Origin of the sequence: Caldithrix abyssi DSM 13497 (assembly GCF_001886815.1) — a bacterium.
Lineage (GTDB): Bacteria > Calditrichota > Calditrichia > Calditrichales > Calditrichaceae > Caldithrix > Caldithrix abyssi.
Genome location: NZ_CP018099.1, coordinates 4,305,034 through 4,317,583, shown reverse-complemented (window position 1 = coordinate 4,317,583; position 12,550 = coordinate 4,305,034). Strand labels below are relative to the sequence as shown.

The window sequence follows — 12,550 nt, the reverse complement described above, 5'->3', positions numbered from 1 at the left end:
GCCGCCCCCTTAATTCAAATGAATAAAATATTTGCGAAAAATAACCATCCGCTGCAGAAATGAATAGCGTTCTTTCAAAAACAAAGAACGCCACCAGGTCTTAAGCAATGCTACTCCCCAATGCCTGGAGCAAGCCTCTGCGCCATTCACATAAGCATAACTAAGCGTTTTATTTTTAGACTCAACGTTAAATACGCTTACTCGCATATTGCCTCCGCTTTTTTGTTTTTTGATTTATTTTAAAAGATGGGAATATTCTCCCGCATTCTGCGCATACATAGCCAAAATAAAAATAATGGAATGTCGAAATAGTTACCTGGTATGCCTTACCGCCGCATCGGCGGCAAACTTTTGTCCTCATAAATCCAGCTCCAATTGACCTCTGGCCTTTTTTTGTGCGTACCGGTGCGCTTGCGCGCTTTTTTCCATTACGGCATCCAGGGCATTTACTGTTTGGCTATAGTTTTCGAATGTGGGCTTTGATAAAAATGTTTTAAGTAAGCGCACCGCTTTAGTTGTTACTTCCTGGTATTCGTCAACCAGGTCAATCTCATCCCCGCGGTATCCTCGAAATCGCGGTTCTTTTACCAGGATAAAGCCGCACAATCGAGCCAGATGTTTTAAGATATTGTAATTTTTAGTAGTCTTCATTAAAGGAACTAAAAACTCAAGCGGAAATTTTACGCCCGAACCGTCCGTCGGCAAACCAGCCCGATACAAATAATTAGCCGAAATCCCCATCTCATCGGCAATTTGAGGTACTGTTTTTTTGCTTCGATGAATGGTTTCGTATAAAAGTTCTTTAATGGTTGTGTAATGAGCCATTAAAATCACCTGTTGTTTTTTTAATGGATTAGTATTAGATTGCTTTTTATAATGAAATAAGGAAATTAAGCGGCCCTATGGGCGCCCAATTCCTTATTTATAAGTTCTTTGATAGCCTGTTCGTACTTGTCGCTCTTGCGTTTGCCGTGCAAGATCATATTTACGTACGCTTTGGAAATACCCAGTTTTCTGGCTATTTCCGACTGGTTTATCAAGGTCAAATTTTTAATGGGCATAAAACATGTCCTCTTTTTTTATTAAAATTTGTTAACGTTTGTTTACAAATATAATACAAAAGATCTCATTATGCAAACAAAAAATGTATCTGAAATATTAGAACGTTTAAAAATTGCGTACAATATTAAAAATGATTCGCGCCTTGCTGACTTTTTGGGAGTTACTCGAAGTACTATATCAACATGGAAGTCAAGAAACAGTATTGATTATGATCTTGTGTTTGCAAAATGCAAAAACCTAAATATAAATTGGCTTCTCACCGGTCAGGGCAGCATGTTCCTGGAGCCATCGCCTGCCGGCGCGGTAAACGACCATACGCAAGAATATCAGGCTAAAGAGCAGGAAATAGCGCGCCTTAAAAAAGAAATAGCCAATTTAAAAGAAGAACTAAAAAAAATTGACAAAGAAGACGCTGCAGATACATTACGCCTTCAAGCTCTTAAAAATCGCATTAAAGAACTTGAAACTGAAAATATATCTCTTTCTAATCAGATTAAACTTTTGAAGGAAATTATTATTGAATTAAAGAAAGCGTGAAAATTTAATGTTTAAAATAATTTCAAAAAATACCAAATTTCGCACATTAAAAAATACTTATTTTCATGTCATAATTTCAATATTTAAATTTAGTTAAATTATCTCAGTTTTAATATGAATTTATCTCAATCCCCTAATCAAGGCTTATTTCGGTTTTACAAAAATGGTTGTTTTCTGGAGTTGAATTGTTTATTGAAAACCTTCGCCCGACGATGGCAGGTATTCACCGGAGTAGCCCTCACCCCCTCGCTCCCTCTCTCCCATAATAAAAGTCTGGGAGAGGTGGAAGACTTGCCAATGAGAATTTTCTCCGCCGGTGTAATGGGCGCCGGCGTTGGCCGGTTTCTAATTAACCATTCGAGCGTTAAGCCTTTATACTTTTTTACCGACCGACGATGGCAGGTATTCACCGGAGTAGCCCTCACCCCCTCGCTCCCTCTCTCCCATAATAAAAGTCTGGGAGAGGTGGAAGACTTGCCAATGAGAATTTTCTCCGCCGGTGTAATGGGCGCCGGCGTTGGCCAGTTTCTAATTAACCATTCGAGCGTTAAGCCTTTATACTTTTTTACCGACCGACGATGGCAGGTATTCACCGGAGTAGCCCTCACCCCCTCGCTCCCTCTCTCCCATAATAAAAGTCTGGGAGAGGTGGAAGACTTGCCAATGAGAATTTTCTCCGCCGGTGTAATGTGCGCCGGTGTTGGCCGGTTTCTAATTAACCATTCGAGCGTTAAACTCCTTAACCACTAAGCCTTTTTATCTTGCCCCGGCCGGCTATCCATCACCGTCTGCACGTTGCGCTTAAAGTTGGCATATCTGGCGCGACGCACCGGTGTCCCGGCAAACAACATGTCAAAATCTTTGGGCGACAACTTTTGCAGAAAAGTCAGCGGCGGGTTAACCAATACAGGCTGTTTGGGATGAAAGCGCTGTTCTTCAGTCTCTCTGGCGAATCGGTTCCAGGGACAAACATCCTGGCAAATATCGCAGCCGAATACCCAATTATGCAGTTTGCCGCCCAATTCAGTGGGGATGGGTTTATCGCGGTATTCGATGGTTAAATAAGAGATGCAGCGGTTAGCATCGAGTTCATAGGGCTTTAGCGCGTCGGTTGGACAGGCCTCAACACAGGCGTTGCAGCTGCCGCAATAGTCTTGAAGCGGCCGATCGTAAATCAGCTCGCGGTTAACGGCAAGGCCTCCCAGAAAAAACCAGGAGCCCATGTCGCGCGTCAGCACATTGGTGTTTTTTCCCTGCCAGCCAATACCGGCCAGCACCGCCCATTGTTTTTCCATGACCGGCGCGGAATCGACAAAGGCCCGGCCCTCCATGCCGTCATCTATTTTTTTTAATTCGGATAAAAAGCGTTTCAATTTCTTTTTTAAGATTTTGTGGTAGTCGCTGCCCCAGGCATAACGGCTGATTTTGGCCGTGTGTGGGTTGTCTTTAATCTGGTAGGGCGTGTAGTAGTTTAAGGCAACCATGATAATCGATCTGGCTTGCGGAAAAAACTTACGAATGTCTTTGCGTATGTCGCGGTATTTTTCCATCCAGAGCATCTCGCCGTGTTTGCCCTGGGCAAGCCATTCGTCCAGTTGTGCGGCGCCCGGCGTTTTTTCGGCCTGCGCAATGCCGACCCTGTCAAACTTTAATTCCATGGCGATTTGCTTAATCGCTCGGGTTAAGTTTTCTTTTGTCATGATCTCAAATTACTGAAATAAAAGACAAATGGAAAGAGAAGAGTCACTCCAGACTTGAAAGGCTTTTACGGAATTTGTTGGCGATTCAGATTTTAGTGACATTGACGCGAAAGGTTTTTGCCCTGTCCGTCAGCTCGCTTTCTGGATGCCGGTTTCGCTTATCTTATCCCATACTTTAGGTTTGCATTTTTTGCCAATTTCTGATAAGTTTGGCCTTAAGAAAAACGGACAGAAGATGAAACGTTCTTTTTATCTGAAATTGCTGTTAGTGGGATTGTTAGTTCTCAATTTGTTAAATGCTCTGGCGCCCCTGCTGGTCGGCAGCTCTCACGCGCTTTTTCAGTGGATCGGAACGGGCATCTATTTTTTATTGGATCCGGCCTGTCATCAACAACCGGAACGGTCGTTTTTTATTAAGGGTCTGCCCATGGCGTTGTGTGTTCGTTGTACCTTCATTTACCTGGGCATGGCTGCGGGGTTGGTAATGATTATGCTGAAAAAACGCCTTTTCCTGCCAGAGGCTGTTTATGTTTCGTTTTTGATCTTTTTAATCCTTGAGATTGGTACGGAAGCTGTTGGACTTTACTCAAATTTTAAAATACTCAGAAGTATTAGCGGACTGGTTTCCGGAATACTTTTAATCATTTTTTTAATAACGATCGTGCCGGAGCGGGTTTTTAAGAAAGGAAAGCAATGAACAAACAAGATACCTATTTCGCTATTTTTGTGGGCGCATTAACCGCGGCCGCAACGGATAGTTTTCCGCTATTGAACCTCATTAATTGTTTTTGTTGTCTGGGAATCATCTCGGGCGGTATATTGCCCATCTGGTTGTTGAGCAAAAAATTGGAAGATCGCGCGTTTTTTACCACGCCGGAGGTCATTCACATTGGGCTTTCTGCGGGGCTTGTGGGGGCGGTTATGGCTTTTATTTTGCAATTCATCGTTTATCAGTTTTACGGCAACTGGCAGGTGGAGTGGTTAACCCAGGCTCTGGAAAGTATGGAAGATTTGCCCCCTCTGTGGGAGGACCTGTATTATGAATTGCAAAAGCCGGAATATCAGGGCTTTGCCGGTATGGCGATTTTAATTCGCAATTTGATTATGTTCCCGGTGTTTACGCTTTTAGGCAGTTTTTTAATGAATAAGTTTTTGATTAAACGATCTTCTAAATAAATGGTGCAACCAGAATCCCTGCCGGTAAGTTAAATGGGGCGATTTTGTGGAATTGAAAACAACGCCGGGGAGCCTGTTTGTCATGGTCCTTAAAATCGTTTCCTTCTTGCCTTTAACGCTACCTGTTCAACGTTTCAGAGGGTCTGGTTTTTACAAAAAATTTTTATTTGGTTCATTTAATGATTAGCTTTAGAGTTTTCAGAAAATTAAAAGAGGACTGGATTATGCTGAGCATGTATGAGATTATTAAAAAGAAAAGAGACGGTTACGTTTTAGCGGCAGAAGAAATTGAATTTGTGATCAAAGGTTATACCTCCGGAACCATTCCTGATTATCAGATGTCGGCTCTTTTAATGGCCATGTTCATTCGCGGGCTGAATAAGGAAGAATCGCACGTTTATACAGAAGCCCTGCTGCATTCAGGCGAATTGGTGGATTTGAGCGAAATTCCCGGCGTCAAAGTCGATAAGCACAGCACGGGCGGGGTGGGCGACAAAGTCTCCATCGTGCTGGCGCCGATTGTAGCGGCGGCCGGCGTTCCGGTGCCCATGATTTCCGGGCGAGGATTGGGACATACCGGCGGAACGCTGGATAAGCTGGAAAGCATTCCGCAATTCCGGGTTAATCTGGAGATCGATGAATTTAAATCCATCTTGAAAAAAGTGGGCGCCTGTTTAATCGGCCAGACAGAAACCATAGTGCCGGCCGATAAAAAAATCTACGCCCTGCGCGATGTAACGGCAACCATTGAATCCATTCCGTTAATTACCGGCAGCATCATGAGTAAGAAAATCGCAGAGGGCATCAATGCTCTGGTACTGGATATTAAAACCGGTTCCGGCGCTTTTATGCGCGAATACGATCAGGCCAGAGAGCTGGCGCGACAGTTAATCCTGACAGGCGAACGCTTTGGCGTCCATACTCTGGCTTATTTGACAAACATGGATCAGCCGCTGGGCCGGGCGGTTGGCAACTGGCTGGAAATCATGGAGTGCATGGATGTGCTGAACGGCGGCGGTCCGCAGGATTTAATCGATATTACCATAACCCTGGCCGGAGCCATGATCTTTTTAGGCCAAAAAGCGCCAAGCATTGAAGAAGGTAAACAAAAGGCCAAAGAGTTGTTAAGCTCCGGCGCGGCGCGCGAAAAATTTCTGGAAATTGTCAAGGCTCAAAATGGAGACGCCTATTTTCTTTTACAGCCCGAAACCTATCCGCAGTCCAAATACAGTCAGGATGTGCTGGCAGATCAGGACGGCTTTGTTAAGCGCATCGATGCGCTGGAAGTTGGTCTGACGGCCGTATCTCTTGGCGCGGGGCGTCAGAAATCCGACGATCAGATCGATCCCAAAGCCGGTATTGTCATCCATAAAAAGGCCGGTGAAGAAGTGCAAAAAGGCCAGCCTGTCATGACCGTTTTTACCGACCGGAAAGCCGTTCTTGAGTCGGTGGTGCAGCGACTGCGGCAGGCCGTTACGTACCAGGCCACAAAACCAGAACCCGAGCCTTTGATTTTCGAGTTTTTAGATAAAGATAGTTTTTGAAGATAAGGAGGCAAATTCCGTTCATCCCTTGAAAAGCCAGACAGAAAAGGACAGGGCAAAAGGTGATAATGCCCCCGGTTATTTAAATCTTAACGGCATTTTCGGGGATGTGTCAAATAACCAGCATGGGCCGTTTAACAAAAAAACAAAAGCGACGCATCCGCCATTTTCTTAAAGCCAAGGCGGGCATCGATCAAAAAAAAGAGATCATCCACAGCGGCGATGTGCCCAAATACATTGCCCGTCACATTCCTTTTATTCGGCGTCTGGCCAGGAATATTGATCAACTGCTCATTGTCAGCTCTTTTGTGGAGCCGCCGATAAAAACCGGCCTGATCGATCGTTTTCTGGTGCTGGCTGAGCTGGAGCAATTAAAAGCCATTATTTGTCTGAATAAGATTGACTTGCTGGAAGATTTGTCAGAAGCGCAGGAAATAGCCGAAATGTATCGCAAGATCGGCTACCCGGTCTATTTAACCTCGGCCAGCAGCGGCGAAGGAATTCACGAACTTTTTGAGGCTTTAAAGGGGCACGACACAGCTCTGGCCGGCCATTCTGGCGTTGGGAAAAGCAGTCTGTTAAACGCCATGGCGCCTGAGCTTAAAATTCATGTCAACGAAGTAAGTCCTTCCACTAAAAAGGGGCGCCATACTACCACGCGCGTTAAGGTGTACGAAATGGCTCCTGCCACACGCGTCATCGATCTGCCCGGCTTGAAATTGCTGGATTTTATTGATATTCATTATGCCGAAGCTCGCCTTTTTTACAGGGAGTTTGTCGAGCTTGCCGACAACTGCAAGTTTAACGACTGCCAGCACATTACGGAAGATCAGTGCGCCGTAAAAGAAGCTCTGGCTCGCGGCGAGGTGCATCCCCTGCGTTACGAATCGTATCTTAACCTGGTTGATTCATTAAAGAATTTTGCCTGAAATTTGGCGGATCAAGAGAAATTGAAGCTTTTGATTTATCCCACCACACAAAGACAATGCGAATTGTAATAAGACATTCATGGTCAGTTTCGTCGTTTGCCTGCCAAATGATTTTGAAACTTGAGTTTGACAGTTGTATGACACATAATTCCTTTATTATTATTAAGTTAGTTTAATTTCATTTTCGTTAAGTTGTCACTACAAAGATAAAAGCGTTGGTTTGCTGCTGCCTATCTCCTGAAATATTTCCAACTGTTCGACATGCACTCTGGATAAACCTTTTCGACGTCTCCCTTCATTTTCCCATTCTACAACCACGACTCGACGCAGGCTCTCCATAGCACGCTGCCAACTTAATTTTATGCCACTCAAACGCTTCTCAAACAATACTGCCATCTGGAATGCAAGAAAACATACCATCACATGAGCCCTGATACGCTTCTCTGTCCAATGAAAATTGGGACGTAAATTCAAACTATGCTTTAATTCGTAAAAACCATGCTCCACATATTTTAAATCTTTATAGCGCGCTATGAGTTCTGATTTACTCAGGTCATGAGCATTGCTTATCACTATAAACCAACCGTCGCTCTTTTCTTCTTCTGATAATACCTCATCTTGCTTATGAATCTCTATCGTATCTTCTGTTAATTCAACATTAAAGAAACGACTTAAACGTTTTCTTGATAATACACTCTTTATTTGATGATATTTATCTTCTGTGTTTATTCCCTTTTTCTTAATCTCTTCTGACAGCTCTAAAAATTCATTAATACGATTGATGCGATTTTTATAGCGCTTTAATGCCGTAGCGGCATTGTAACTGGCCACATAACGAAGTTTTATCTTTTCCTTTTTACCATCTTTTGACTTGATTTCACGCTCCGTTAGGCGCTCATAGATCGTCTCACCAGTCGCCTCTTTATGCGCATTGGCTTCTTTTATAACCGATTTGGCATCCTTGCTCTGACGAACACTCTCTCCAAGAATAAACTCATAACCTTGTTGGATTAAATGCCAGAGATTGTCATTGCTTAATAAACCTTTGTCTGCCACCAGCTGGATATCTTTTACCTTAAATCGCCTGCGAATATCATTGAGCATCTCTTGCAAGGTAGAGCGATCAGCCTTATTGCCAGGGAAGACGTAATGGGCTATAGGAATACCATCTCCGGTCATCACCACGCCAATTACGATCTGTTCTCTATCTCCGCGGTGGTCACGACTATAACCAAACTGACGAATATCGCCTTCTACCAATGAGTTTTCGGCTTCAAAGTAGCTTGATGTTAAATCATAAAAACAAACCTTTAGATCCTGATTAAACAGATCTAGTAAACGATTAGCAAGTTGGGTTTCAATCTTTTCTTTATGAGCTATTAGAAAATCCATCGCTCTTAAAAGATACTCATAACGAATGTCGTCTTTGTTGATACCCGGAATATAAACGGTTTCTAACCAGGTGAGTAGTTTTAGTTTGGAAGAAGGATCATCCAGGCGGTTAAATATCAGACTTTTTAAATGAGCTTCAAGATCAAACTTTATTCCGCTTTTTTCCTTTTGCCTGGCAATAATCTGGCTCATTTTAAGCTCTTTCCATAAATGGACAAGCGCCCAGATTTGACCGAAGGCCTTGACATTATCAATATTGCTATCTAAGTCCTGTAAAGTTAACCCCTTAGCCCTTAAAAGTCCGTTGATAAGCGTGTCTACGTCTTTTTTGATGAATTTGTCGGTAGGGCCTAAATGCAGCAAGATTCGATGGCGTACTTTTCCATTTGAGTCTCTGTAGGACTCAGCGATTTGTAAAGTCTCATGGACTTTGTTATTTCTTTTGGATCGACTTACCTTAACAAACATAGAATGAATATAATAATAAAACGATTTGATAGCAAATAAAAAAAGCACGCCTGCATAGACTACAAATAAATTGAAACAGAGGAACTTAATTATATGTTTTTATTGATTTGGCTTTGAAAAATTTGACCTTAACTGTCAAACTGGGGTTGAAAAAAGTGAACAGCGAAGAACGAATGTTGAAAAGCAGACGCCGCTTGCCATTCTGGCTTGTAGTGAGTTTTAAAAAACAAAAGGGTTCGGGCGCTTAGGATACTTCCTCTGGAAGATCCAGTCCCGCCCTGGAGGCTGTTGCAAATTCAGTTTGAGTAAAATTCAAAAAATTTGTAAATTCTGGGCGACAGATAAAACAAGTAATAACAAAGGAATTCCATGAGTTTTATTACTTATAATCGCTCACAAATGAATCTCTTTGGCTATAGTGTGGAAGATTTTGCCAGAGACGATCCAAAGAGTCGATTTGTAGTGGAGTTGGTTTCGCGCCTTGATTTAAGTGCACTTTATTCCCGTTATAGTTCGCAAGGCGGTGATTCTTATGCCCCAGACATGATGCTTGCCTTATGGTTTTATGCTTATAGTAACGGCATTACCAGCACCCGTAAGCTGGAGGAATTGTGTAAATATGATACGCGCTACATTTATATCACTGGGAATCAGCATCCGGATCATAGTACATTAAGTCGTTTTCGCAAGGCACATTTGGATTTATTAGACCAATATTTTGTAGAGATACTTTTAATTGCCCAGGCCGAAGGCATAAGTAGTTTCAACCAGATAGCCATAGATGGCACGAAAATCAAAGCGCACAGCAGTAAGCGTCATGGCTACACTGAGGATCAATTAGACAAACGTATAGAGAAGTTAAGAGCAGAGATCAAGCAATACATGCAGCGCTGTAATTTTGTAGAACAGGGGGCCACGGATGAATTAGATTTAGAAACTCTTCGAGCGGAGAAAGAACGGCTTGAGCGCTTAGAGAAAGAGATATTAGAACGTAAAGCCCAATTGAAAGAGCGTAAGAAACAGCTCAAATCAGAACACCGTTCAAGACATCAAATAAATGTAAAAGAGCCGGATGCCCGCATGATGCCTTCGGTGGATGGACCGGGCTATAACGCACAATTAGGCGTAGATATGTCCAGTCATTTAATAGTAGCTCATGAAGTCGTAAGCCAGCCCAACGACCAGGGTCAATTCATACCGATCCAAGAACAAGTAGAGAAGAATCTTGGTTCAGATGATAAGCGATCTTACACGGCCGATTCCGGTTATCACAATAGCACAGACCTAAAAGAATTGGAAGAAAAGCAGATTGATGCCGTAATAGCCGATCCCCAGTTATCCAATCGTTCGATAAAGGAGACACCAACCTCCAAGGAAGAATTGCAAAAAGAAGAAAGAAAACTAAAACGAAGTGATTTTGTGTATCATGAACAGGGAGATTACTATGAATGTCCGACGGGTAAGAAGCTTTTTCCAGTTGAGAGGAATAGCGAACGGATCGTATATCGTTCCAATGATTGTCAGGACTGTCCCTTAATTAATTTATGTATTTCCAGTAAAAAGAAAGTTAAGCAAATCCATCGTTCAGTTAATGAGAGTTATTGCGAACGTATGGCGAAAAAGTTACAAACTTCAGCGGCGCAGGAACGACTAAAGAAGCGTTCGGTGACAGTTGAACCTGTTTTTGGTAACTTGAAGCATAATTTAGGCTATCGTGGATTTTCCTTATCTGGTCTTAATAATGTTCGTAGTGAATTTACGTTAATGTGTATTGGGCATAATATTAATGTTCTATTTAAAAATATGTTAGGGAAACGTTTAGCAGCGTTTATAACAGCATCACAAGAAAAAGATGATCTATTAATTTTATTTTCAAAGAATATTTTGGCGTTTTTAATTCTATATTTTGCCCAACGCTTAAGAATGAGAAAAAATTATCAATATCGGAGAATATAAGCATTAATTCCTCCCCCCCATGCAACAGCCTCCCTGACGGGATTTGAAAATTTTTGAGCTGTTTTAAAAACTCATCCCCCAGCCCCTTCTCTTTAAAAAAGAGAAGGGGCGTAAATTGTGCCGATTTGCTTAGTTTTCGTCTTACATGTTGAGATACCGTTCTATTTTTTCTTTTCGATCCTGGCGTTCCCTTTTCAGTTGACGCTGGACAGAAGGGTTTGCGTGAAAAAATCTTTGTGCTCCTTGTGGCTTCTTTGCGCTTTTGGTGATTCGTTTTTGGTTGCGGCTACGCTGCCTTAGGATACTTCTTCTGAAAGATCTAGTCCCGCCCGGGCGTGATTTGAAAATTTTTGTGCTGTTTTAAAAACTCATCCCCCAGCCCCTTCTCTTTAAAAAAGAGAAGGGGCGTAAATTGTGCCGATTTGCTTAGCTTTGATCTCAGAATAATTTGTTTAATCTTTTTCTGCGGTTATTGGCGTAACCTGCGAGAAAATTACTTTGCACCCTTTGCGATTGATTTTGGTTGCAGCTTTGCTGCGTTAGAATTAATTTGACTAGCTTGTGATACTGGCTAAATATGCGCCACCTGGTTCCCTCTGGCGCGTTAGCGAAAAAAGAGCAAAGGGGGGAATCAGCAGAGCCGGAATAATTTGCCTGTCGTGAAAAAAATACGGTTACCGGGGCCTGAGGGGGAGAAATGGAAGGCCCGGGGCGTTGCCCCGGGCCAGCTTTCCACCGCGGATCGGAGCGCTCTGACAGAGCGCTCCTTATTCCTCTCTAAAAACAGATGTTCAAAACCACATTTCCCAATCCGACACCGTTGATTTAATCGCCAGAAAAAGCTTAAAGATGGTCATCCGGAGGTTCGTGAATTAAATGAAACGTTGTCACCGCTATTTTGTCTTTATTCAAATTCAAGCTGTATTTAAGAAAAAAAATATTCAGAGTCAATGTAATCACAAGAATGATCCCGGAAAATGAAATCGTTGTAATGCAATCATTTGAGCCTGAAGGTAAAGGGAATGGCCATCCACACTTTGACGTATTTGTCACGCTGCTTTCCCGGAATAAATTTGAACTGTTTCGCCGCCGCAAGCGCAGCTTCATCAAGCATAGGAATGGACTTAAAAATTTCTGCTTTTTCGACATTTCCTTTTGTGTCAATTAAAATACGCACTACAACCGTTCCCTCCACGCCTGCTTTCCGCGCCAGATCAGGATAGATCGGTTTAACCTGTTTGACCGGTTTGGGCTTTTGCGATACCGCAATATACTCGAAGATTTCAGGTTCATCGTCGGCAGGGGGCGGCGGCAGTTCGCTTAGCGATAAATCCGGCGCTTCGAACAAATCTATAGGTACTTCATCCAGAAAATCGTCATCCTCTGCCTCCACGGGAAAGGAAGGTTTGGGCGGTGGCGGTTGCTTTTTGGGCATTCTGGTAATCGGAACATCTACTGCTTCCAGAGTAAATACCGGTATGGGCGGCAGATCGCTCTTATGCTCAAATTGTCGGAATGAATAAAAGGTAAAAATCAGCATGATAAAAGTTACAATAAAGGCCGATTCCAGAACACGGCGATACTGTTCTTTTAGTTTGTTGCTTGACATCATCTTGCCTCCTGTTAAATGAAACTAATCCATTTCATCTAAAATGAGGCCAAAAACATGCCAAAGAGGCTAAGAGATTGGTTTTTAAAAGATTAATGCTTTTGCTGAAATTGAGGAGCTTTCTTTTATCTTGCATTTTGCAAGACAATTTTAACGATACACAGAAACAGGTGTGTG

At 42.7% G+C, this 12,550-nt stretch carries 13 protein-coding genes; 6 read left to right on the top strand and 7 right to left on the bottom strand.

The genetic code is table 11. The annotated features are described in order from the left end of the window. Positions 1–9 precede the first annotated feature (9 nt). From Cabys_RS16840 to Cabys_RS19705, 3 genes are all read right to left on the bottom strand, one after another. Entirely contained in the window at positions 10–207 is a 198-nt protein-coding gene (locus Cabys_RS16840) for a hypothetical protein (protein WP_006928201.1), read from the bottom strand. A gap of 150 nt (positions 208–357) precedes the next feature. After that, positions 358–825 carry a phage regulatory CII family protein gene (locus Cabys_RS16835; RefSeq protein WP_006928203.1) on the bottom strand — a complete coding sequence of 156 codons (468 nt, stop codon included), beginning with the start codon at positions 823–825 and terminating at the stop codon, positions 358–360. 65 nt (positions 826–890) lie between these two features. Beyond that, positions 891–1,061, bottom strand: a complete 171-nt coding sequence (locus Cabys_RS19705; RefSeq protein ID WP_006928204.1) for a helix-turn-helix domain-containing protein — start codon at positions 1,059–1,061, stop codon at positions 891–893. A 70-nt stretch (positions 1,062–1,131) separates the two neighbouring features. Between Cabys_RS19705 and Cabys_RS16830 the strand changes: the two genes are divergently transcribed. Next, complete coding sequence (locus Cabys_RS16830) at positions 1,132–1,599, top strand: helix-turn-helix transcriptional regulator (RefSeq protein WP_006928205.1); 468 nt, start codon at positions 1,132–1,134, stop codon at positions 1,597–1,599. Between the two features lie 155 nt (positions 1,600–1,754). Here Cabys_RS16830 and Cabys_RS19915 read toward each other — a convergent pair whose 3' ends face one another. Beyond that, positions 1,755–2,207 carry a hypothetical protein gene (locus tag Cabys_RS19915; protein ID WP_150125345.1) on the bottom strand — a complete coding sequence of 151 codons (453 nt, stop codon included), beginning with the start codon at positions 2,205–2,207 and terminating at the stop codon, positions 1,755–1,757. Positions 2,208–2,345: 138 nt separating this feature from the next. Then, the gene (gene queG, locus Cabys_RS16820) at positions 2,346–3,299 is read right to left on the bottom strand and encodes a tRNA epoxyqueuosine(34) reductase QueG (RefSeq protein WP_006928207.1); all 954 of its coding nucleotides are present in this window, start codon (positions 3,297–3,299) and stop codon (positions 2,346–2,348) included. A 235-nt stretch (positions 3,300–3,534) separates the two neighbouring features. On the opposite strand from queG, the gene Cabys_RS16815 reads away from it, so the two are divergent. The 4 genes from Cabys_RS16815 to rsgA all read left to right on the top strand — a co-directional run bounded on the left by Cabys_RS16815 (position 3,535) and on the right by rsgA (position 6,948). Further along, a complete protein-coding gene (locus Cabys_RS16815) occupies positions 3,535–3,996 on the top strand; it encodes a DUF2085 domain-containing protein (protein ID WP_006928208.1) in 462 nt (153 codons plus the stop codon). Further along, positions 3,993–4,475 (top strand): hypothetical protein, encoded by a 483-nt coding sequence (locus tag Cabys_RS16810; protein ID WP_006928209.1) that lies wholly within the window; start codon positions 3,993–3,995, stop codon positions 4,473–4,475. The genes Cabys_RS16815 and Cabys_RS16810 overlap by 4 nt, the downstream gene beginning before the upstream one ends. A 224-nt stretch (positions 4,476–4,699) precedes the next feature. Beyond that, complete coding sequence (locus Cabys_RS16805) at positions 4,700–6,019, top strand: thymidine phosphorylase (RefSeq protein WP_006928210.1); 1,320 nt, start codon at positions 4,700–4,702, stop codon at positions 6,017–6,019. Positions 6,020–6,144: 125 nt separating this feature from the next. Beyond that, positions 6,145–6,948 (top strand): ribosome small subunit-dependent GTPase A, encoded by an 804-nt coding sequence (gene rsgA, locus Cabys_RS16800; RefSeq protein WP_169833730.1) that lies wholly within the window; start codon positions 6,145–6,147, stop codon positions 6,946–6,948. Positions 6,949–7,146: 198 nt separating this feature from the next. Here rsgA and Cabys_RS16795 read toward each other — a convergent pair whose 3' ends face one another. Continuing rightward, positions 7,147–8,808 carry an IS1634 family transposase gene (locus Cabys_RS16795; RefSeq protein ID WP_006928213.1) on the bottom strand — a complete coding sequence of 554 codons (1,662 nt, stop codon included), beginning with the start codon at positions 8,806–8,808 and terminating at the stop codon, positions 7,147–7,149. 369 nt (positions 8,809–9,177) lie between these two features. Here Cabys_RS16795 and Cabys_RS16790 point away from each other — a divergent pair, with 369 nt between their 5' ends. Beyond that, positions 9,178–10,764 (top strand): IS1182 family transposase, encoded by a 1,587-nt coding sequence (locus Cabys_RS16790; RefSeq protein WP_006926562.1) that lies wholly within the window; start codon positions 9,178–9,180, stop codon positions 10,762–10,764. Positions 10,765–11,761: 997 nt separating this feature from the next. Here Cabys_RS16790 and Cabys_RS16785 read toward each other — a convergent pair. Then, positions 11,762–12,376 (bottom strand): energy transducer TonB, encoded by a 615-nt coding sequence (locus Cabys_RS16785; protein ID WP_006928214.1) that lies wholly within the window; start codon positions 12,374–12,376, stop codon positions 11,762–11,764. Positions 12,377–12,550 lie beyond the last annotated feature (174 nt).